This is a genomic window from Serratia sp. D1N4 (assembly GCF_054552755.1).
This window is the reverse complement of record NZ_CM137274.1, coordinates 773,280-794,732: the sequence shown is the minus strand read 5'-3', so window position 1 is coordinate 794,732 and position 21,453 is coordinate 773,280. Positions and strand designations below refer to the sequence as shown.

Annotated in this window: 18 protein-coding genes and 1 other annotated feature; of the genes, 6 read left to right on the top strand and 12 right to left on the bottom strand. The window is 54.9% G+C overall.

The window, feature by feature from the left end:
- Nucleotides 1-3: 3 nt before the first annotated feature.
- The 5 genes from thrB to yjjY all read right to left on the bottom strand — a co-directional run bounded on the left by thrB (nt 4) and on the right by yjjY (nt 4,997).
- Entirely contained in the window at nt 4-933 is a 930-nt protein-coding gene (thrB, locus tag ACX1CU_RS03370) for a homoserine kinase (RefSeq protein WP_459401224.1), read from the bottom strand.
- Nucleotide 934: 1 nt separating this feature from the next.
- Nucleotides 935-3,394 (bottom strand): bifunctional aspartate kinase/homoserine dehydrogenase I, encoded by a 2,460-nt coding sequence (gene thrA / locus ACX1CU_RS03365; protein WP_459401223.1) that lies wholly within the window; start codon nt 3,392-3,394, stop codon nt 935-937.
- Nucleotides 3,395-3,419: 25 nt separating this feature from the next.
- Nucleotides 3,420-3,538, bottom strand: a sequence feature (Thr leader region).
- Complete coding sequence (gene thrL / locus ACX1CU_RS03360; RefSeq protein WP_071998276.1) at nt 3,477-3,545, bottom strand: thr operon leader peptide; 69 nt, start codon at nt 3,543-3,545, stop codon at nt 3,477-3,479. (Overlaps the previous feature by 62 nt.)
- Before the next feature lie 211 nt (nt 3,546-3,756).
- Entirely contained in the window at nt 3,757-4,443 is a 687-nt protein-coding gene (locus ACX1CU_RS03355) for a tRNA/rRNA methyltransferase (RefSeq protein WP_459402715.1), read from the bottom strand.
- A gap of 386 nt (nt 4,444-4,829) precedes the next feature.
- Nucleotides 4,830-4,997 (bottom strand): YjjY family protein, encoded by a 168-nt coding sequence (gene yjjY, locus ACX1CU_RS03350; RefSeq protein ID WP_459402714.1) that lies wholly within the window; start codon nt 4,995-4,997, stop codon nt 4,830-4,832.
- A gap of 76 nt (nt 4,998-5,073) precedes the next feature.
- Here yjjY and arcA point away from each other — a divergent pair, with 76 nt between their 5' ends.
- Nucleotides 5,074-5,790, top strand: a complete 717-nt coding sequence (arcA, locus tag ACX1CU_RS03345) for a two-component system response regulator ArcA (RefSeq protein WP_459401222.1) — start codon at nt 5,074-5,076, stop codon at nt 5,788-5,790.
- A gap of 49 nt (nt 5,791-5,839) precedes the next feature.
- On the opposite strand, the gene creA is transcribed toward arcA, so the two are convergent.
- A complete protein-coding gene (gene creA / locus ACX1CU_RS03340; protein WP_459401221.1) occupies nt 5,840-6,319 on the bottom strand; it encodes a protein CreA in 480 nt (159 codons plus the stop codon).
- A 341-nt stretch (nt 6,320-6,660) separates the two neighbouring features.
- Between creA and robA the strand changes: the two genes are divergently transcribed.
- Entirely contained in the window at nt 6,661-7,530 is an 870-nt protein-coding gene (robA, locus tag ACX1CU_RS03335; protein ID WP_459401220.1) for an MDR efflux pump AcrAB transcriptional activator RobA, read from the top strand.
- Here the strand turns inward: robA and gpmB are convergent.
- Nucleotides 7,527-8,174 (bottom strand): 2,3-diphosphoglycerate-dependent phosphoglycerate mutase GpmB, encoded by a 648-nt coding sequence (gene gpmB, locus ACX1CU_RS03330; protein ID WP_459401219.1) that lies wholly within the window; start codon nt 8,172-8,174, stop codon nt 7,527-7,529. The genes robA and gpmB overlap by 4 nt on opposite strands.
- A 102-nt stretch (nt 8,175-8,276) precedes the next feature.
- Between gpmB and yjjX the strand changes: the two genes are divergently transcribed.
- Entirely contained in the window at nt 8,277-8,819 is a 543-nt protein-coding gene (gene yjjX / locus ACX1CU_RS03325) for an inosine/xanthosine triphosphatase (RefSeq protein ID WP_459401218.1), read from the top strand.
- A 14-nt stretch (nt 8,820-8,833) separates the two neighbouring features.
- Here yjjX and trpR read toward each other — a convergent pair whose 3' ends face one another.
- Nucleotides 8,834-9,163, bottom strand: coding sequence for a trp operon repressor (gene trpR, locus ACX1CU_RS03320; protein ID WP_459401217.1), 330 nt, complete (start codon nt 9,161-9,163; stop codon nt 8,834-8,836).
- A gap of 91 nt (nt 9,164-9,254) precedes the next feature.
- Nucleotides 9,255-11,174, bottom strand: coding sequence for a murein transglycosylase (gene sltY, locus ACX1CU_RS03315; RefSeq protein ID WP_459401216.1), 1,920 nt, complete (start codon nt 11,172-11,174; stop codon nt 9,255-9,257).
- Nucleotides 11,175-11,679: 505 nt separating this feature from the next.
- Between sltY and ACX1CU_RS03310 the strand changes: the two genes are divergently transcribed.
- The 3 genes from ACX1CU_RS03310 (at nt 11,680) to ACX1CU_RS03300 (ending at nt 17,594) form a co-directional block, all read left to right on the top strand.
- The gene (locus tag ACX1CU_RS03310) at nt 11,680-14,409 is read left to right on the top strand and encodes a cation-transporting P-type ATPase (protein ID WP_459401215.1); all 2,730 of its coding nucleotides are present in this window, start codon (nt 11,680-11,682) and stop codon (nt 14,407-14,409) included.
- A gap of 198 nt (nt 14,410-14,607) precedes the next feature.
- Complete coding sequence (gene ettA / locus ACX1CU_RS03305; RefSeq protein ID WP_459401214.1) at nt 14,608-16,275, top strand: energy-dependent translational throttle protein EttA; 1,668 nt, start codon at nt 14,608-14,610, stop codon at nt 16,273-16,275.
- Between the two features lie 317 nt (nt 16,276-16,592).
- Nucleotides 16,593-17,594: a zinc-binding alcohol dehydrogenase family protein gene (locus ACX1CU_RS03300; protein ID WP_459401213.1), complete on the top strand. Its 1,002-nt coding sequence runs from the start codon at nt 16,593-16,595 to the stop codon at nt 17,592-17,594.
- Nucleotides 17,595-17,629: 35 nt separating this feature from the next.
- Here the strand turns inward: ACX1CU_RS03300 and nadR are convergent, their stop codons facing one another.
- From nadR to serB, 3 genes are all read right to left on the bottom strand, one after another.
- A complete protein-coding gene (gene nadR / locus ACX1CU_RS03295; RefSeq protein WP_459401212.1) occupies nt 17,630-18,895 on the bottom strand; it encodes a multifunctional transcriptional regulator/nicotinamide-nucleotide adenylyltransferase/ribosylnicotinamide kinase NadR in 1,266 nt (421 codons plus the stop codon).
- Nucleotides 18,896-19,002: 107 nt separating this feature from the next.
- A complete protein-coding gene (gene radA / locus ACX1CU_RS03290; RefSeq protein WP_076942610.1) occupies nt 19,003-20,388 on the bottom strand; it encodes a DNA repair protein RadA in 1,386 nt (461 codons plus the stop codon).
- A gap of 2 nt (nt 20,389-20,390) precedes the next feature.
- Nucleotides 20,391-21,368 carry a phosphoserine phosphatase gene (gene serB / locus ACX1CU_RS03285; protein WP_459402713.1) on the bottom strand — a complete coding sequence of 326 codons (978 nt, stop codon included), beginning with the start codon at nt 21,366-21,368 and terminating at the stop codon, nt 20,391-20,393.
- Nucleotides 21,369-21,453: the final 85 nt, after the last annotated feature.

The window sequence follows — 21,453 nt, the reverse complement described above, 5'->3', positions numbered from 1 at the left end:
GCGTTATCCCAATAGTCGAGCGCCGGCAGTATCCAGACGGCAAATATGAACAAAACCTTCATCGTTTTGCAGATAGTGATTTGTCAACCAATCGGCCATGCGTTGCGCGGTAGCGCCGTCATCACAGATCGCAAACAGCGTCGGGCCGGAACCGGAAATACCACAGGCCAGCGCGCCGATATCCTGTGAGGCTTTGCGCGCTTCAGCAAAGCCCGGCAGCAGGCGAGTACGATAAGGTTCAGCAATCACATCCTGCATCAGCTTGGCGGCCAGGCGCGGCTGCTGCGTGTGGCAAGCGTGAATAAAGCCCGCCAGATAGCGACCATGGCTGATACAGTCCTGACGACGGTACTGCGCAGGCAGAATGGCGCGTGCTTCAGCGGTGGAGACTTTGATACCAGGATAAGCCATCACCCACAGCCACTCTTTAAAGCAAGGCACTTCCTGACTGATGAAACCTTCCTCTTCCAACATCAGTTGCAGGCCGCCGAGATAGCACGGCGCAACGTTGTCGTAATGTACGCTGCCAGAAATACGTCCTTCCAGTTCCCCCATCAGCGCCAACAACTGCATGTCGTCCAACGGGCGATCACAGAACTCGTTCATCGCCATCAGGCCAGCCACTACCGAACAGGCGCTGGAACCCAGCCCTGAACCGATTGGCATATTTTTCTCAAGCCGCATCGCCACCGGGACTTCACGGCCAATTGCCTGGCAGAAACGCTCCCAGCACTGGTAGACAATGTTCTCTTTCGGATCCGCTGGCAGCTTGCTGACAAAGCGCCCGGCGTTTTCCAGACTGAAGCGGGAGGCCGCCTCTACGCTGACGCAATCGCCCAGCAGCGAACCGTCGATGGGGGAAACCGCCGCCCCCAAGACATCGAACCCAACGCTGACGTTACCAATTGAGGCCGGTGCATACACCTTAACCATATTAAACTCCCAACTTCCATGACAGTGTGCGCAACAGATCGGCAAATACCCCTGCCGCAGTCACATCATTACCCGCACCATAGCCACGCAGCACCAGCGGCAGTGGTTGATAATAACGGCTGTAGAAGGCCAGGGCGTTCTCACCGTTCTTCACTTTATACAACGGATCGTTGTCATCTACCGCATCAATACGCACCTGGCAGCGGCCTTCTTCAATCACCCCGACATAGCGCAGCACCTTGCCTTGTTCGGCAGCAGCAGCCACGCGGCGGCCAAATTCGGCATCCAGTTCCGGCAAGCGCGCCAGGAAAGTCTCTACGTCGCCCGACGCATCAAAGGACGGTGGCAACACCGACTCGACCTCAATATCGCTCAGTTCGAACGCATAACCCGCTTCACGCGCCAGAATCAGCAGCTTGCGTGCCACATCCATGCCGGAAAGATCGTCACGCGGATCCGGCTCGGTGTAGCCGTTCGCCTTAGCCTTCAGGGTAGCCGCCGACAGCGACATACCTTCATCCAACTTGCCAAAGATAAACGACAGTGAGCCCGACAGGATACCGGAGAAACGCGTCAGTTCATCACCAGCGTTGAGCAGGTTCTGTAGGTTCTCGATCACCGGCAGACCCGCGCCCACGTTGGTGTCATACAGGAACTTGCGGCGTGAACGCGCAGCGGCAGTGCGCAACTGCTGGTAATAGTTCATTGAGGAGGTGTTGGCCTTCTTGTTTGGCGTCACCACGTGGAAACCATCGGCAAGGAAATCGGCATACTGATCGGCCACCGCCTGGCTGGAGGTACAGTCGACGATCACCGGGTTCAGCAGATGGTACTCTTTCACCAGGCGGATCAGGCGGCCAAGGTTGAACGGCTCCTGCGCGCTGCCCAGCTCATCGCGCCAGCTTTCCAGCGAAATACCGTGCACGTTGGTCAGCATGGCGCGCGAGTTGGCGATACCACAGACGCGCAGATCGATATGCTTCTGCTTCAGCCATGGCTGCTGACGGTAAATCTGTTCGATCAACGCCCCACCCACGCCGCCGACGCCGATCACAAACACTTCGATCACCTGATCGGTGTTGAACAGCATCTGGTGGCTGACACGCACGCCGGTCGTCGCGGAATCATTATCGACCACCACGGAGATAGAACGCTCGGAAGAGCCCTGGGCGATAGCGACGATGTTGATGTTGGCGCGCGCCAGCGCGGAGAAGAAGCGCGCGGAAATGCCACGCAAGGTACGCATACCATCGCCCACCACCGAGATGATTGCCAGGCGCTCCATCACGTCCAGCGGCTCCAGTACGCCGTCTTTCAGCTCCAGATAGAATTCTTCTTCCAGTGCGCGACGTGCGCGCTGTAGCTCGCTCTGCGGCACGCAGAAGCTGATGCTGTATTCGGAAGAGGACTGGGTGATCAGCACCACGGAGATGCGCGCCCGCGACATTACGGCAAATACCCGCGCCGCCATGCCCACCATCCCTTTCATACCCGGGCCAGAAACGTTGATCATCGCCATATTGTTCAGGTTGGTGATCCCCTTCACCGGCATCTCGTCATCCACGCTTTCGCCGCCGATTAAGGTGCCAGGAGCTTGTGGGTTGGCGGTATTTTTAATCAGGCAAGGGATTTGGAACTGGGCAATCGGGGTGATGGTACGCGGGTGAAGCACTTTGGCGCCGAAGTAAGAAAGCTCCATAGCTTCCTGATACGACATCGATTTCAGCAATCTGGCGTCCGGCACGGTGCGTGGATCGCAGGTATAAACGCCGTCGACATCGGTCCAGATCTCACAGCAATCTGCACGCAGGCAGGCGGCCAGTACGGCGGCAGAATAATCGGAACCATTACGCCCCAGCACCACCAGTTCGCCTTTGTCGTTACCGGCGGTGAAACCGGCCATCAGCACGATATGATCTGCTGGAATGGCGGCGGCAGCGATACGCTGGGTGGACACGGCGATATCGACGGTCGATTCCAGGTAATGGCCCTGCGCGAGCAGTTTCTCCACCGGGTTGATCACGGTGACCGGATAACCCTTGGCTTTGAATACCCCTTCCATAATGGCAATCGAAAGCTTTTCGCCACGGCAGATGATGGCGGCGTTAACACCGTCCGGGCACTGCCCCAGCAACGCTACGCCGTGCAGCACCTGTTTCAGCTGCGCGAACTCCTGATCGACCAGCGCTTTCAGGCGATCGTACTCAAAGCCCGGCAATGCCTTGGCCAAGCCGCTCAGCAACTCAGCAAAAATACGCTCTGCGTCGCTCATATTTGGCTGAATATCTTGGCCTGCCGCCGTTTTTTCAATCATCGCCACCAAGTGATTGGTGATCTTGGCGGGTGCGGACAATACCGTGGCCACCTGTCCCTGACGCGCGTTATTCTCCACGATATCGGCAACGCGCAGAAAACGTTCCGCGTTCGCTACCGAGGTCCCACCAAATTTCAACACTCGCATTTACTTTATCTCCTGAATTTATGACGAAAAAAAAGCCCGCACTGGTTAGGTGCGGGCTTTTTTCTTCTGTTTCTTGTGTGCGTCAGCCCGCCCCGTTACCTGTGGTATCGGTGGTGGTAATAATTGTGGTGTTCAGGCTGATGTTTCGCATTTAGTCTGTCTGTCTCATTAGAATCTTGTCCCCTATACTGGTTAAAGCAATCACTTTCCCAAGTCAAATTATTTCTTCAATTCGCTTGTTTAATGACCAGGCCAAACTCTGCGCAATGAAACAGATTAAAAACCAAATAACAGAACAAAAAATCAATAAAAAGCTCAACTAACAGTGAATTAAACTGGATTATCAAAGAATAACATTAGCATTACTTTATCAATTTTTTTTCAATGTCATGCAGCAGCGTATGCAACATCACGATATCGCGCTGTTGTAATACACCAAGCCGCTGGTGCAGCCAATCACGCAATTTTTGGTCACCGCTGACCTCAAGGGTGCTCAATAAACGATCGGCGCGTTGCCGTAAAGCCTTCAGTTGCCCGGCATTGGCAGCAGGTTCCTGCGGAGGGCTGACCTTCATCAGTTCCGCAAGCTGGTAGCAATACACCATCACCGCTTGACCAAGATTAAGCGAAGGGTAATCAGCAATCATCGGTACACCGGTCAGCAAATCCGCCAGTTCCAGCTCTTCATTGGTCAGGCCCGAATCTTCGCGGCCAAACACCAACGCAGCCTGCTGCACCCACTGCTGGCGCTCCATCAATTGCCCAGTCAGTTGCTGCGGCGTGCAATAGTAATGAAAGCGAGCGCGGCTGCGGGCGGTGGTGGCGACGGTAAAATCCACGTCGGCCAGCGCCTGCTGCAAAGTAGGGAACGTCTGTACGGCATCCAGGATATCACCCGCCCCGTGCGCCACCCAGCGCGCTGCTGGCTGCAAATGAGCATCGCTATCGACAATGCGCAATGAGTTAAACCCCATAGTTTTCATCGCCCGCGCCGCTGCGCCCACATTTTCCGGCCGTGCCGGAGCCACTAACACGATATGAAGCTGCATCATTACTCCAGCAAAAAAGTAGAAATAGTTCTTTGACTGTTGAGGGCAGGCTGATTATATTTACAAATGATTAACATAATTTACCACCCCCAATAATATGAACAAATAGAGCATTGGAAGCATAACCAAGACAAAAGCCTTATATCCACAAGAAATATATTAATTTTTTTATTAATCAGATAATTGAAAATTTCCAATTATCAGTTAACCAACGATTGTAGCGCATTGGCTATTACAATGCTGAATCGTTCACAGAATTTGTTAATCTGTGTCTTAAGCTTGCATTTCTGTAAGTGTTTTTCACAAATCTGTTAACGTGCTAGAATTGAATTTGATATATGTCAACAAAGCGTAGTTTTGTTGGGTGATGAATTCGGCACGCACTGTTATATTGCTGTTAATAGGGTTAGGATATGCGCCGTTTTGGCATCATTTGGGGATGCTGGCAGTAGCGTCTCCTCCAAGCTAGCGATCTTGTTGACATTGATGGAAAGTGCATCAAGAACGAGTTTACGTACTTTAGTCGTTTGGTCATGAGGGAACGTGAGCGGTATCTCTGCCCTCCACGAAGAACACAAAGACTTCTGTACTTCCTATTTTCTATTTTGTTGGCAATTTTAGGTAGCAAATATGCAGACCCCGCACATTCTGATTGTCGAAGACGAGTTAGTCACTCGTAACACCCTGAAGAGCATTTTCGAGGCGGAAGGCTACATTGTTCATGAAGCCAATGACGGTGCAGAAATGCACAACATCCTGTCTGAAAATGATATCAACCTGGTTATCATGGATATCAACCTGCCGGGCAAAAACGGTTTACTGCTGGCGCGCGAACTGCGTGAACAAGCCAGCGTAGCGTTGATGTTCCTGACTGGCCGTGATAACGAAGTGGATAAAATCCTTGGCCTGGAAATTGGTGCCGATGATTACATCACTAAACCGTTCAACCCACGCGAACTGACTATCCGTGCGCGCAACTTGCTGTCACGTACCATGAATCTGGGTAGCGTCGGCGAAGAACGCAAACTGGTTGAAAGCTACAAATTCAATGGTTGGGAACTGGACATCAACAGCCGTTCACTGATCGACCCAGCAGGCGAGCAATACAAGCTGCCGCGCAGCGAATTCCGCGCCATGCTGCACTTCTGCGAAAATCCGGGCAAGATCCAATCCCGTGGTGAATTGCTGAAGAAGATGACCGGCCGCGAATTGAAACCGCACGATCGTACCGTAGACGTGACTATCCGCCGTATTCGTAAGCACTTCGAATCCACGCCGGATACACCGGAAATCATTGCCACCATCCATGGTGAAGGTTACCGCTTCTGCGGCGATCTGGAAGAGTAACTTCCGCAACGGTTTACCCTGGGGTTCAGCATGCTGAACCCCTTTTGTTTTACTTGGCTTCACCCCAAGGGATGATGGGCACCGCGCTCAAGGCATTCTTCGGTGAACCGTCAATCACTTTGTCTGAGTAGGTCAAATAAACCAGCGCGTTACGTTTGGCATCATAAAAACGCACCACCTGCAGCTTTTTAAACACCAGCGAAGTCCGCTTCTGGAACACCACGGTACCTTCTGATTTGCCATTTTTAATCTTGTCACTCAGCTCGATCGGCCCAACCTGCTGGCAGGAAATCGCGGCATCCGAGGTATCTTCCGCCAGCCCGAGCCCACCTTTTAACCCACCGGTTTTTGCCCGGCTGATATAACAGGTTACATTTTTAACATCCGGATCGTCGAACGCTTCAACCACAATTTTATGGTCTGGACCAAACAGTTTAAATACCGTATCAACTGAGCCCACCTGTTCCGCCTGCGCACTGCTAATGGTTGCGCAAACCAGGCCAAACAAAAATATCCATCTTTTTTTCATTCACTTAACTCCAAGAGAACAGCCTAAGGGAAAACGGGGCGGTAATTAAGAACGCTTATGTTTTAAGTCACAGAAGAGGGATTTTCTCGGCCCGAGCTGCCATTTTTAGCACAGTGCGGAGAAAAAATCTTTGGGAGTCGCGGAGTAAAAAAGTTGCTATTATGCGGCATTGTTGTTTCTTTATGCCTGTTAATGTATCCCTCCCCAGTAGTCGCCCGGCGCATTGAGAGGGGCATTTCGTGCAATGCAGCTGATTGATGGATAAGTCAGTTAGCATCAGGTACCAGCGCGATAAATGAAATCGTTCGGGTTCCGACCCTACAGCTCTACGAGGAAGATCTATGGATCAAGCCGGTATCATTCGTGATCTGCTTAGCTGGCTGGAAAGCCATTTGGACCAACCTTTGTCACTGGACAACGTGGCAGCAAAAGCGGGCTACTCTAAATGGCATCTGCAACGGATGTTCAAAGATATTACCGGTAACGCCATCGGCGCTTACATCCGCGCCAGGAGATTATCCAAAGCCGCCGTCGCATTACGCTTAACCAGCCGACCCATTCTGGACATTGCCTTACAATATCGCTTCGACTCGCAGCAGACGTTTACCCGCGCGTTCAAGAAGCAGTTTGCGCAAACGCCAGCCTTGTATCGCCGCGCTGAAGACTGGAGCGCCTTCGGTATTTGCCCACCGATACGCCTGGGGGCCTTTACCTTGCCACAGCCGGAGTTTATCACTCTGCCAGAACAGCACCTGATTGGCCTGACGCAAAGCTACTCGTGCACCCTGGAACAAATCTCCAACTTCCGTAACGAACTGCGCGCGCAGTTCTGGCGTCAGTATCTGGGTGAGGCAGAAACCTTGCCACCGGTGCTATACGGCCTGCACCATTCACGGCCAAGCCAGGAAAGGGACGACGAGCAAGAGGTGCTGTACACCACCGCCCTGGAGCCGCATCACGTCCCGGCCAACGTTCAGGAAGGCCAGCCAATGGTATTGCAGGGCGGCGAATATGCCATGTTCAACTATCAGGGGCCAAGTTCAGGCCTGCAGGATTTTATCCTGATGCTGTATGGCACCTGCCTGCCAGCGCTCGAACTGACGCGCCGCAAAGGGCATGATATTGAGCGCTTTTATCCGCAAAGTGACCGTAGGCCACCTCAGGCACCAACCGAGATCAAGTGTGATTACCTGATCCCGATCCGCCGTTAACGCTGTAGTTCGTCCAACGCAGGCATATCTAGGTGCGAGACATCGCCTGCGGTTTCTACGATCCAGCCGGAAGCCAGCCACGGGCTTTGCTGATAGTCAACGCGTGACAGCGAACAGTTGCGCAAACGCAGACGACGTTCTGCATAGGCTGGCAACCCCAGCACCGTACTGATCAGGCAACCCAGTGCAATACCGTGGCTGACAATCAGTGGCTTGCTGCCTTGCGGCAACTCCAGGCAGCTTTCCAGCGCGGCGCGCACTCGCGCGCCTAACTCCGTCATGGATTCACCTTGAGGGATGCGGGCATCGGCAGTACCATCGACCATCTGTTTGCGCCACTGCTCTTCCTGTGGTGTCAGGCTGTCGATCAGGCGCTCTTCCAGAACGCCCATATGCAGTTCACGCAATCGAACGTCGTTAATCACGTCACAACCACACGCCTCTGCAATAATTTGTGCGGTGCGACGGGTGCGGCCCAGATCGCTGGTAATCACGTGCGTAATGCCTTCAAGGCGCACGCGCTTGGCAACCTGTTGTGCCTGGTATTCACCCTTGGCGGTCAACGGGCTATCGGACTGGCCTTGAATACGACGGGCCGCGTTCCATTCCGTTTCGCCATGGCGAACAAGGTATACCTGTAACATGTTTGTTTTCCGTTATACTGCGTGAAACTTGAGTTTATCTGCGCCCGGTGGCCACTGATACCAACGCCTGGCATATTGTGACAGAAGGATATTAGACCCGTTATGTACCATGTTATCGCTGCAACTACCAACCCGGCAAAGATTAAGGCTATTCAACTGGCCTTTGATGATACCTTTGGTGAAGGCCAGTGCCGTATCGAATCTGTGGACGTCGCCAGCGGTGTCTCACTGCAACCTATCGGTAATGTCGAAACTCGTACCGGTGCACGGCAGCGGGTGATGGAAGCTCGGCAGGTGCGGCCAGAGGCCGACTTTTGGGTTGGCGTAGAGGCCGGGATCGAAGAAAACATGACCTTCGCCTGGATGACCATAGAAAACCCGCAAACCCGTGGTGAATCACGCTCTGCCAGCCTGATGCTGCCAGAATCTATTTTACAGGGCATTCGCGCTGGCCGCGAACTGGGCAGTGAAATGGCGGAGTTGACCAGCAATACCGAGATAAAACGCCAAGAGGGCGCGATCGGCATTTTCACCGATGGCAGGCTGAGCCGCACCAGCGTTTACCATCAGGCATTGCTGTTAGCCCTGGTGCCGTTCCACAACCCGATTTATCGCAACTACGCTAGCAATACGCCAAATCAATAATCTGCTGGGTGATGCTACTGTGCATCACCCAGCAACTGCTGCTCGAGCCACAGTTTTAACGCCGGAGATGCCGCTTTAAGGCTGTTCGAACCGCGGGTAATGGTGGCAATCCCTGCTCCCAGTTCATTCTTCAGCTCACGCTGGCTCATTTCGCCGCGCATCAATTCCTGAATGATCCGCACGCGCGTCCCGAGTGCGGTCCGTTCGTCCGGCGTCAAGAGCAGTTGCATCAGTTGTTGGTGTAAGTCTTGGGTGAACGAACTCTGCAACAGCGCCACAAAGCGCAGCCAATCGTCATTACCTTGTTCTGAAAGAGCGGGGTCGTTAAGTGATAATTGCGTCATGGCAGCCACCATACTATTTAACTAGTACAGCAGCATACCATATCCCCACTGGCCAGCAAAATTCAGGCCAGCAGGGCCATCTTCTTCAACATCAATAGCGCCGTTGCCACTCGGCATCGGTCAACACTTTCGCCGGGCGATGCATAAAGTGGCGGTAAAACGCATCGTAAGCCAAAACGTTCTTCACGTAAGAGCGGGTTTCCGAGAACGGAATACTTTCCACAAACGCCACCGCGTCAACGCGGCCATCGGTGTTGCCCAACCAGGTGTTCACCCGCGACGGGCCAGCGTTATAGGCAGCCGAAGACAGAATACGGTTGCGGCCAAATTGCTGGTAAACCGATTCGAGATAGCTGGTGCCAATGTTGATGTTGGTTTGAGGATCAAACAGCTGGCTCGGGCTGGAATAGCCCGGAATGCTGTACATCTCCACCGTATGCTGAGCAGTACGCGGCATCACCTGCATCAATCCTGTCGCGCCGACCGGCGACTGGGCTTTCGGGTTCCAGGCGCTTTCCTGACGAGCAATCGCCATGGCATAGCTTGGCGTAATGCCTTTATCCTCGGTAGCGCGGTGGAACTCCTGTGACCAGGCCATCGGGAAGCGCTCCTCCAGATGATCCCACAGCTTGGCAACGATGGTGGCCTGTACGCTCAGATCGGCCCATTTCTGCTCAAAAGCATAACGCGCCAAAGCTTCCTGCTCCGGCTGGCTGCGGCTGACCACAAACGAACTCCATTCATTGCGCGCCAGATTATCCATATTCCAATACATCAGCTCACGTACGCGGGCAATTTCCTGGCCATTCACCAACGCAGCGCTGGGCTTGGTGGCAGCTAGCACCTTTATCGGGTAGGGCATATTCAGCTTTTGTGCCGCCACCATTGGATAGAAACCGCGCTCATTCATCAGGCTGCGCAGTATCTGCTCCCCTTCACTGCGCTTACCTTCATCAATCAGTTCACTGGCACGCCAGTAACGCCATTCGTCTTTATTACGGGACTCTTCCGGTAAACGTGACAACCAGGTTTTCAACCCCGCACGATCGCCAGCCCCCAGCGCCATACGTACCCGGCGTTCCAGCAACGCAGGAGACTGGCTGCGCAGGATCACCTGATCGCGCCATTGAGTCTGCTCAAAAGTGGCATCGCTGCCCATCAAACGCCAGGCTACCGCCTCTTCCAGCTCCAGCTTCTCGCTGTCACTCATTTTCTGCAGGCGAGCCAGGGTCGGGATCATCGCCCGGGCATTTTCCGCATCTTGGCGGGCGAGGCGGGCAAAAACGATGCTGGTGGCCGAACGGGTAAAATCGGTTGGGCCAACGCTACGGGCAAAAGATTCCACCGTGGCCGGATCGTTTTGCAAGCGCACCAACGCATCGCCCATGGTCTGATAACTGGCAGGCAACTGGCGATACAAATAGTTGACCAGGCTGCTGTTACCCTCGGCCAACGCCAGCTTCATACGTGCCAGCGTGTTCAGCGGCGTTTGCTTACCGGCTGCCTGCCAGACACCGAACAGCTTGTCACAGGAACCCGGCAGAGTTTTACCACTCAGCCAGATCTCATCTGCACCGCTCCAGGCGGTTTGCTGATCGCCGGTCACCCATTTGGCGTAATAGTAATTACAACGTGCCGCCACCGGTTTTGGTGCCTGCGGGCTGAACGCCAGCAGCGTGCGCCAGTCCTCACGGCTTGCCAGTTCATTAACAAAGCGGGCAGACAGTGATTGAGCTGGCGGCAACGTTGGGTTCTTCTGCAAGAATTGGCTCACCTGCGCAACGCTGGCAGTAGCAAGCTCCTGCGTTAGCTGACGGTACTCCAGATACGGATACAGCGGATAATCCTGCAACGTCGGCATCAGTTGCTGCACCACATTCTGCTGATTACTGTCCCAAGCCTGCTTGATTTGCAGGTAACGCTGACGCTGGGCATCCAAAGAATCTGCCAATGCTGCACCAGAAAATGCTGTGAGGCACAGGCCTAATGCCAAAAGCCGCCATTTGTCCATACTTACGTTTTCCTCACTGGGTTGTCTTGCCAAGAAACTCTGCACCACGTTGAGCGGCACTTGATACTTATCATAGACAGCAGAAACCTATATCCATTCATTAGATTATAAGAAGTTTACTGCCACAGCGTATTTCGCCCTGTTTCGCATTGAGATCTTGATAACTCAGGTGATTATCTCGACTTTTTTCATCACACAATAAGCTTGGTGTTCTATAGTTTTCTTTAGATAGCACCTTGGTTTCCTATACATAAAGTGACGTAAAAACAGAAACATTCACATAAGAAATGAAATACTGATTATTAATTTATTTTTGTTATTCCAGATCAAAAACCTAAGTTCTCGATTACTTACTATCATGCGGCCAATGACTTACCCACAGGGTTATTGAAAATCATCAACATTGACACCCGCATGACAGCAAAAAAATGGATATCAACCCCGGCAAAAGGGCTGCCGACGCAAGTGGGAATACAGATTTAATTTACTTTTAGGAGAGGCTTAAATGCCAACACATACCCCCCATGAGCACCATGCTCCCATTACGCCGGAGAAAGCATGGTATCAGTATGATATCGAAGAAACTCTTCAGCATTTAAACAGCCGGCCCGAAGGCCTGAGTGAACAGGAAGCTGCCGCGCGCCTGGCAAAATTCGGCCCGAATGCGCTGCCTGAAAAGGCGGGGAAAAGCGCCTTCATGCGCTTTATCGCTCATTTCAAAGACGTGCTGATTTATATCCTGCTGGCCGCCGCCTTTCTTAAAGCCGTAATGGGCCACTGGATCGATACCGTGGTGATTCTTGGGGTTGCCGTAATTAACGCCCTGATCGGCTTCGTACAGGAAAACAGCGCGGAGAAATCGCTGAAAGGCATTCGGAATATGCTTTCCAGCCAAGCGATTGTGGTGCGTGACGGGATTAATCATACGGTGAATGCCGAAGACCTGGTGCCCGGCGATATGGTGCTGCTGCGCCCTGGTGACAAAATCCCGGCCGACCTGCGGCTGCTGGAATCGCACAACCTACAGGTGGAAGAAGCGATTCTGACCGGTGAATCGACCGTCGTCTCCAAGCAAACCGATGCCATCAACGAAGAAGTGATGATTGGCGATCGCACCAACCTGCTGTTTTCCGGCACCACCATCAGCGCTGGTAATGCCAAAGGCGTGGTGATCGCCACCGGCGGCCACACCGAGCTCGGCCACATCAGCGAGATGATTTCCACCGTTGAAACCCAGCGCACACCGCTGCTGCAACAGATGGCTCGTCTGGGTAAAGGGATCTTTATTCTGATCCTGGTGATGATGGTGCTGCTGGGTCTGTTTGCCTTAACGCTGCGCGATATGCCGATCGGTGAACTGCTGCTGGCCTTGATCAGCCTGGCGGTGGCTTCGGTGCCCGAGGGCCTGCCTGCCATCATCTCGATCATCCTGTCGCTGGGCGTGCAGGCGATGGCGCGCAACCGTGCCATTATCCGCAAATTGCCGACGGTAGAAACTCTCGGTTCAATGACGGTGATCTGCTCGGACAAAACCGGCACCCTGACCATGAACGAAATGACGGCGAAAAACGTCATCATGGCCGACCATGCGTTCCGCGTAGAAGGCGAAAGCTACCAGCCCACCGGCGGCATTTTCTTCGCCGACAGCGACAAACAGGCGCGAGTGCAGGATATCCCCACGCTGGCGCAGTTCATTACCGCCATCACCCTGTGTAACGACAGCCAGGTGAAACAGGATGACAGCGGCCGCTGGATCATCACCGGCAGCCCAACCGAAGGTGCGCTGAAAGTCTTGGCGATGAAAGCCGAACTGGCGTTTGGTGAAGCCCGTCAACTGGCAAAAATCCCGTTCGACTCCAGCTACAAATACATGGCGGTGCGCAGCCAGGTGGCTGGCAAAAATCAGGTGTTCCTCACCGGTGCCCCTGATGTGCTGTTCTCGCTGTGCGAGCTGGAGCTGACCGAATCCGGCATCAAACCGTTCCGCCGCGACTATTGGGAAAAAGAGATGTCGCGCTTTGCTGAGCAGGGCTTGCGCATGGTAGCTGCCGCCAGCAAAACCACGCCAGATGAAGAGGTGGAACTGGATCATGACGATATCCGCCAGCAGATGGTGTTTATTGGCATCGCCGGGGTAATGGATCCGCCTCGCCCTGAAGCGATTGCGGCGATCGCAGAATGCCAGCAGGCCGGTATCCGCGTGAAAATGATCACCGGCGACCACCAGACAACCGCCATGGCGATCGGTGCCATGCTCGGTATCGGTAACAGCCAGGATTCCATCACCGGCAACCAGTTGGAACATATGGATGATAAGGCGCTGGCAGAAGCCGCGCTGCATTACGATATCTTTGCCCGCACCAGCCCGGAACACAAACTGCGTCTGGTGAAAGCGTTACAGAACAAAGGTGAAGTGGTCGGTATGACCGGCGATGGCGTCAACGATGCGCCAGCGCTGAAACAGGCCGATGTCGGTATCGCCATGGGAATCAAAGGCACCGAGGTCACCAAAGAAGCCGCAGATATGGTCTTGACCGACGATAACTTCGCCACCATTGCCAGCGCGGTGAAAGAAGGCCGCCGCGTTTATGACAACCTGAAGAAAACCATCCTGTTTGTGCTCCCCACCAACCTGGCGCAGGGCCTGTTGATCATCATCGCCATTCTGGCGGGTGCGATACTGCCGTTAACCCCGATCCAGATCCTGTGGATGAACATGGCCACCTCCACCACCCTGTCGTTCGGCCTGGCGTATGAACCGGCGGAAAAAGGGCTGATGCACCGCAAACCGCGCGTACCGGGTAGCCACGTACTGGATCTGCACGCCATCTGGCGCATCGGCTTTGTCGGAATTCTGATCGCCATCAGCGCCTTCATACTGGAAGCCTGGATGGCGCCACGCGGCTACAGCAGCGAATTCATCCGTACCGTGCTGCTGCAAACGCTGGTGACCGCGCAGTGGGTTTATATGTTCAACTGCCGCACCACCGATCGCTTCCCGCTGAACCGTCAGGTGTTTATGAACAAAGGCCTGTGGCTGGTGAGCGGCGTATTGCTGCTGTTGCAGATGGCCATCATCTATCTGCCATTTATGAACTCGCTGTTCGGCACTGCGCCACTGCCGCTGTTCTACTGGGGCATCACGCTGCTGATTGCCATTGCCCTGTTCCTGATTGTGGAAGCCGAGAAGTGGGTCATCGTCCGCATCAGGGCGAACCGCAAAAAAGCGGCATAATCCCTGCGTAAATTTATCCCCAGCGCCCGGCACACTCTGCCGGGCGCTTTTCTTTATCCGTGGCGAATTCCACCTGTTAGCGCACATTAACGGGTATACTTAGCGATCGTCGTGGGAGGTCTGGGATCCGTGGTTGAAACGGGCTACACTCGTGCCGCCAGACATCCTATAAAAACTGATAGAGAGGCTCGCAGCAACGTGGCTCAATACGTCTATACTATGCATCGCGTCGGCAAAGTGGTTCCGCCGAAGCGTCACATTCTGAAAAACATCTCCCTGAGTTTCTTCCCTGGGGCCAAAATTGGCGTACTGGGCCTGAACGGCTCCGGTAAATCCACCCTGCTGCGCATTATGGCCGGCATCGATACCGATATCGAAGGGGAAGCGCGCCCGCAACCGGGTATCAAGATTGGCTATCTGCCACAGGAACCGCAGCTCAACCTGGAACATACCGTTCGCGAGTCGGTAGAAGAAGCGTTGGCCGAAGTGGTGGGGGCTCTGAAACGCCTTGATGAAGTGTACGCACTGTACGCTGAAGAAGGTGCCGATTTCGATAAGCTGGCCGCCGAACAGGGCCGCCTGGAAGAGATCATTCAGGCTCACGATGGCCACAACCTCAACACCCAGCTTGAGCGCGCCGCCGATGCTCTGCGCCTGCCGGAGTGGGACGCCAAAATCGCCAACCTTTCCGGTGGTGAGCGCCGCCGCGTTGCGCTGTGCCGCCTGCTGCTGGAAAAACCGGACATGCTGTTGCTGGACGAACCGACCAACCACCTGGATGCGGAATCCGTGGCCTGGCTCGAGCGCTTCCTGCATGACTTCGAAGGCACCGTAGTGGCGATCACCCACGACCGTTACTTCCTGGATAACGTAGCGGGTTGGATCCTTGAACTGGACCGTGGCGAAGGCATTCCGTGGGAAGGCAACTACTCTTCCTGGCTGGAGCAGAAAGACGCTCGCTTAGCGCAGGAAGCTTCTTCCGAAGCCGCACGCCGCAAGTCGATTGAGAAAGAGCTGGAGTGGGTGCGTCAAGGCGCCAAAGGCCGTCAGTCTAAGGGTAAAGCCCGTCTGGCACGCTTTGAAGAGCTGAACAGCACCGAATACCAGAAACGTAACGAAACCAACGAACTGTTTATCCCACCTGGCGCACGCCTGGGCGATAAAGTGGTGGAAGTCAGCAACCTGCGCAAATCCTACGGCGACCGTTTGCTGATCGACGATCTCTCCTTCTCGGTACCGAAGGGCGCGATTGTCGGCATTATCGGCCCGAACGGTGCGGGTAAATCCACGCTGTTCCGTATGATGTCCAATCAGGAACAGCCTGATTCCGGCAGCATCGTGCTGGGTGATACCGTCAAGCTGGCCTCGGTCGATCAGTTCCGCGACAGCATGGATAACTCCAAAACCGTGTGGGAAGAAGTCTCCGGCGGCCAGGACATCATGCGCGTCGGCAACACCGAAATGCCAAGCCGTGCTTACGTCGGCCGCTTTAACTTCAAGGGCGTCGATCAGGGCAAGCGCGTGGGTGAACTGTCCGGCGGTGAACGCGGCCGTCTGCACTTGGCCAAGCTGTTGCAGGTTGGCGGCAACGTGCTGCTGCTCGATGAACCGACCAACGACCTGGATATCGAAACCCTGCGCGCGTTGGAAAACGCCCTGCTGGAATTCCCAGGCTGTGCGATGGTGATCTCGCACGACCGTTGGTTCCTTGACCGTATTGCCACCCACATTCTGGATTATCAGGATGAAGGCAAAATTGAATTCTTCGAAGGTAACTTTACCGAATACGAAGAGTACAAGAAGCGCACTCTGGGTGCCGAAGCGTTGGAACCACGCCGCATCAAGTACAAAAGAGTCACCAAGTAATCCGATTCAGCCCGCGCTCTCAGCGGGCTTTTTATTATCCCTACGCATAATCTGCACTGAAACAAGCCAGCACCGGAATGTATTATCCGTCTTATATACTCTAAATAATTCGAGTTGCAGGAAGGCGGCAAGGGAGAGAATCCCCACGAGCATAGATAACTATGTGACTGGGGTGACCGACAAATCTGCCTGGAGCAGATTTGAACGCTGCTTGCAGCGGCCCCGAAGGGGCGAGGCCCAGGGATGGGCCGAGTAACAAAGCCAACGCGCATGCAACTTGAAGTATGACGAGTATACACATTCAAAGGAGCACCACCATGTCCATCAAGGCCATTGCCGTCGAACCGCAAAACCCTGCCCGCTTTATCGAGATCTTCCCGGAACAACCCAAACCGGGTCAGTACGACCTGCTGGTGGAAGTAAAAGCCGTTTCCGTCAATCCGGTGGATACCAAAGTCCATGCGGGTCTACAGAAAAACGGCTTGCAGCAACCGCGCATTCTCGGCTGGGATGCCAGCGGCGTGGTGCTGGCAGTCGGCAGCAGCGTGGAAGATTTCAAGCCGGGCGATGAAGTGTGGTACGCCGGGGATATTACCCGCCCAGGCAGCAACAGCACTCAGCAACTGATCGACTCACGCATCACCGCGCATAAGCCGCGCACGCTGAACTGGGCCGAGGCCGCCGCCATGCCGCTGACTGCCCTCACCGCTTGGGAGGCACTGTTTGAACATCTGAAAATCCAGGATGCCGCAGCGGGTAAAACCCTGCTGATCATCGGCGGTGCCGGTGGCGTGGGTTCATTGGCGATCCCGCTGGCCGCACAGCGCAGCAAGGTGAAAGTGATTGCCACCGCTTCACGCCCAGAATCTGCCGCCTGGTGCCGCGAGCGCGGTGCCGAACTGGTGGTGGATTACCGCGATCTGAAGGCCAATCTGGCCAAAGAAGGCATTGAACACGTCGATTATATCCTGTGCCTGAACGATACCGACGGCCACTGGCCAGCCATCAGCGATTTGATCGCCCCGCTCGGCCATATCTGCACCATCGTAGAGAACAGCCAGCCGCTGGATCAAAACGCGCTGAAGCTGAAAAGCGCCGCGCTGCATTGGGAATTCATGTTTACCCGCAGCATGTACACCACGCCGGATATCGCCCAGCAGGGGGAAATCCTCAAGCAAATGGCGCAACTGCTGGATGCTGGGAAATTGACGACCACGCTGAGCGAAACGCTGCATGGTCTGACGGTGGAAACCCTGGCCGCCGCACACGCCAAGCTGCTGGAAGGCCATATGCAGGGTAAGTTAGTGATTGTTTACTGATAACCTCAGGGCGCAGTCTGCTGCGCCCTCATCCTTCAGCGCGACAGGGGGGAAACCCCGACCAACCGGCTGGCATCCGCCGCCAGCAACTGCTTGACCAGCTTAACGCAGTGCAGGAAACGCTCTTCATAATCGCTGGATTCTACGTGCACATATTCGATGTTGTTAGCGCGCAGCATCTCTTCCAGCAAGTGCTGAAACGCTTTGCGATCAACCGGATTACCCAGGCTACGCAAACCATCGGCCACCCACGGCGTATTGTTCTCCAGCAGGATCACCAGATCGAAACGGTACTCGTCGATCAGCGCCTGCACAAACGGGTGCTCACGCCCTTCGTATTTCTTGCAGAACGCCTGAGTGGTAACAAAATCGGTATCGATAAACGCCACTTTGTTGGCGTATTTCACCGCAAAATCCACGTACTGCGCCTGCCCGAGCGCAATCTTGTCGTAGTCGGAATACTGTAGCGCCATCTCGTCGCCGCCCAAGTGGGAGAACACGTAATCACGGCCATATTCCCAGGCGCTGGTGGTGTTGAAGATATTCGCCAGCTTGTTCACCAGCGTTGATTTACCGCTGGACTCACCGCCTAAAATCGCCACGGTACGCACAAAGAACGGCTTCACCTCGGTCGGGATATAGTCCCAGTAACGGAACGGATCCTGGCGGATCTGGCGGCCGCTGATGTTCATAAAGGAGCGTTCCGGATCCACCAGAATGGTCTCGATATCCAGATGTTCGCGGTAGCGCGGCGCATCCAGCTCTTCGCTGGAATAGATAAAGCTCGGCACGATGCCCTTCTGCTCCATGAAGTTCTTCATACCGTTGCTCCAGACCCCCCAACCGTGCGGGTAAGGTTCAATGCCCTTTTCGTCGAAGGAGTGGATATGAATGTTTTTCTGGTATTTGAAGGTTTGCAGCAGCCAACGCAGGCGATCGCTGACCGTCGGTTGCTGTGACATCGAGCTGTTCTCGAACAGTTCGCGATCGCGCGGTTCGTCATGGCATAGAATGACATGCAACTCGTCCACCTGGCTGCAAGCGCGCTGGATCAGATAGATATGCCCGGTGTGCAACGGGTAAAATTTACCAAACACCACGCCGACTTTTTTCTCGCGACGCGGGAACTCTAACCCGAGAAAACGGTGTACGGCTTCCAGCTTCTGCGCGCTGGGGCTTTTGATTTTATCGTTCAACAGTTGGCTGAGATAGCCCTTGGTCATGCTGCTGGCATCGGCCACCTGTTGTAAGGTACAGCCTTTTTGCTTAATCGCCGCTTTTAGGTAATCGAACTGCCGCATAACCCCTCCAAGTTTATATACCCTTCATCTTTCAAGCCTTTGCTGCCTAGCTGCAACATGAAAGCTATTGGGTATAATATACTAAACAAGGCAATATTACGGCTCACTTAAAGCTCATCCAGAATGCTCAAGGCATCCGCCAACTTCTTCACGCCAAACACCTGCATATTGGCTGGTGGCTTTTTCGGTACGTTGGCATGCGGCACAATGGCGCGCTTGAAGCCATGTTTTGCTGCTTCGGAGATACGCTCCTGGCCGCTTGGCACCGGGCGGATTTCCCCCGCTAGCCCGACTTCGCCAAATACCACCAGATCGTCAGGCAGCGGACGATCGCGGAAACTGGAGACCAGCGCCAACAGCAACGCCAAATCGGCGCTGGTTTCGCTGACCTTCACCCCGCCCACCACGTTGACGAATACGTCTTGATCCGACATCTGCAAACCGCCGTGGCGGTGCAACACCGCCAGCAGGATCGCCAAACGGTTCTGCTCCAACCCCACCGCCACGCGACGCGGATTGGCCATCATTGAGTGATCCACCAGCGCCTGAATTTCTACCAGCAGCGGGCGTGTGCCTTCCCACACCACCATCACCGAACTGCCGGAGGTGACTTCATCGCCACGGCTGAGGAAAATGGCAGAAGGGTTGCTGACTTCACGCAGGCCCTGTTCGGTCATGGCAAATACGCCCAGCTCATTCACCGCGCCGAAGCGGTTTTTATGGCTGCGCAAAGTGCGGAAGCGGGAATCGGCATCGCCGTCGAGCAGCACGGAGCAGTCGATACAGTGTTCCAGCACTTTCGGCCCGGCCAGAGAACCGTCTTTAGTCACGTGGCCAACCATCACGATCGCCACGCCGCGCGTTTTGGCAAAGCGCGTCAGATAGGCAGCGGTTTCACGCACCTGCGCCACGCTGCCGGGCGAAGACTGGATATCCGCCATATGCATCACCTGGATCGAGTCGATCACCATCAACCTTGGCTGTTCCTGCTCGGCGATCAGGCAAATTTGTTCAATACTGGTTTCCGACAGCATGTTCAGGCCGCCGGTCGGCAAACCCAAGCGGTGAGCGCGCATCGCTACCTGTTGCAGCGATTCCTCACCGGTGACGTACAGGGTTTTCATCTGTTCAGAAAGCTTGCACAGCACTTGCAGCAGCAGCGTACTTTTCCCCGCACCGGGGTTACCGCCGATCAGAATGGCACTGCCCGGCACCACCCCGCCGCCCAGTACGCGGTCAAACTCGAGGAAGCCGGTAGAAAAACGCGGCAACTCTTCCAGGCTGATGTCCGACAGCTTCTGCACCCGGCTGACGCCCGCATCGCCCGCATAGCCGCTGAAGCGCTCGGTACGGGCAGAAGATGAAGACACCGCAGCCAAGCGCACTTCCGTAATGGTGTTCCAGGCATTGCAAGCGCTGCACTGCCCCTGCCAGCGCGGATAATCGGCACCGCATTCATTACAGACAAACGCCCGTTTTGCTGCTTTAGCCACGGTTACCTCACCTCATGTTTCAAGCTGCCGGTGAGCACACAGAGTACCCCTAGCAGATCGGCATGGCGAATCGACACCTGTGCCTTTTCATACACTTTAGGCTTGGCGTGATAGGCAATGCCCAGCCCGGCCACCTGCATCATTTTCAGATCGTTGGCACCGTCACCGATCGCCACGGTTTGCTGCGGCGGAATGCCCAGTTTTTCCGCCAGCTTCACCAGCACATCGGCTTTGTATTGTGCATCCACCACCGGCCCCAGCACTTCGCCGGTCAATTTTCCGTCGCGGATTTCCAGTTCGTTGGCCGCGACCGCCACCAGTTTCAGCTTGTCGCGCAGGTATTCGGCGTAATAGGTAAAACCGCCGGAAGCGATAGCCACATGCCAGTCCAGCGCCTGCAATTTGCACACCAGGCTGGTCAGCCCCGGCATCAACGGCAGTTCATCGCGCACCTGTTTCAGGATATTGGCATCGGCCCCTTTCAGCGTACCCACGCGCTGCCGCAGGCTGGCGGTGAAATCAAGCTCACCGCGCATCGCGCGCTCGGTAACTTCGGCCACCTGCTCGCCCACACCGGCCAGCTTGGCAATCTCGTCAATGCATTCAATCTGGATCGCAGTAGAGTCCATATCCATCACCAGCAGGCCCGGCGTACGCAAATGTGGGATCTTGCCAAGCGGTGCCACGTCCAGCCCGTTCTCGGCGGCCAGCAGCTTGGCGCGCGCAGACAGCGTTCCCGCCAGACGCACCACCTGATAATCCTCCACATTCCAAGCGGTGACGATCACCATCGCCGCCCCGAGCTTGCGCTGGAACTGGGTAATGCGCTCTTTATCCAGTTTTCTGCCATATAATAGCCAACCGGTATGGCCCGCTCGATAATCCAGCGGCATGACTTCGTCACCGCTCAGCGAAAGGGGAAGACCCGGCCATTGAGAGATCTCGGCAGGGAGATCGCAATAGGTCAGACTATTCGACATCATTGACTCCTGAAAAACTGCAGCTTGAAAGACGACGGGTAAAGCTATCCTATCGCCCTTGGTTCTGGCAACATAAAGCGTCCAA

What these genes read in the sequence shown, in the direction of transcription:
- thrA (WP_459401223.1), bottom strand. Translation starts at nt 3,394, where the DNA reads ATGCGAGTGTTGAAATTTGGTGGGACCTCGGTAGCGAACGCGGAACGT.
- serB (WP_459402713.1), bottom strand. Translation starts at nt 21,368, where the DNA reads ATGTCGAATAGTCTGACCTATTGCGATCTCCCTGCCGAGATCTCTCAA.
- ACX1CU_RS03300 (WP_459401213.1), top strand. Translation starts at nt 16,593, where the DNA reads ATGTCCATCAAGGCCATTGCCGTCGAACCGCAAAACCCTGCCCGCTTT.
- thrB (WP_459401224.1), bottom strand. Translation starts at nt 933, where the DNA reads ATGGTTAAGGTGTATGCACCGGCCTCAATTGGTAACGTCAGCGTTGGG.
- ACX1CU_RS03355 (WP_459402715.1), bottom strand. Translation starts at nt 4,443, where the DNA reads ATGCAGCTTCATATCGTGTTAGTGGCTCCGGCACGGCCGGAAAATGTG.
- yjjX (WP_459401218.1), top strand. Translation starts at nt 8,277, where the DNA reads ATGTACCATGTTATCGCTGCAACTACCAACCCGGCAAAGATTAAGGCT.
- sltY (WP_459401216.1), bottom strand. Translation starts at nt 11,174, where the DNA reads ATGGACAAATGGCGGCTTTTGGCATTAGGCCTGTGCCTCACAGCATTT.
- arcA (WP_459401222.1), top strand. Translation starts at nt 5,074, where the DNA reads ATGCAGACCCCGCACATTCTGATTGTCGAAGACGAGTTAGTCACTCGT.
- robA (WP_459401220.1), top strand. Translation starts at nt 6,661, where the DNA reads ATGGATCAAGCCGGTATCATTCGTGATCTGCTTAGCTGGCTGGAAAGC.
- nadR (WP_459401212.1), bottom strand. Translation starts at nt 18,895, where the DNA reads ATGCGGCAGTTCGATTACCTAAAAGCGGCGATTAAGCAAAAAGGCTGT.
- gpmB (WP_459401219.1), bottom strand. Translation starts at nt 8,174, where the DNA reads ATGTTACAGGTATACCTTGTTCGCCATGGCGAAACGGAATGGAACGCG.
- ACX1CU_RS03310 (WP_459401215.1), top strand. Translation starts at nt 11,680, where the DNA reads ATGCCAACACATACCCCCCATGAGCACCATGCTCCCATTACGCCGGAG.
- creA (WP_459401221.1), bottom strand. Translation starts at nt 6,319, where the DNA reads ATGAAAAAAAGATGGATATTTTTGTTTGGCCTGGTTTGCGCAACCATT.
- trpR (WP_459401217.1), bottom strand. Translation starts at nt 9,163, where the DNA reads ATGACGCAATTATCACTTAACGACCCCGCTCTTTCAGAACAAGGTAAT.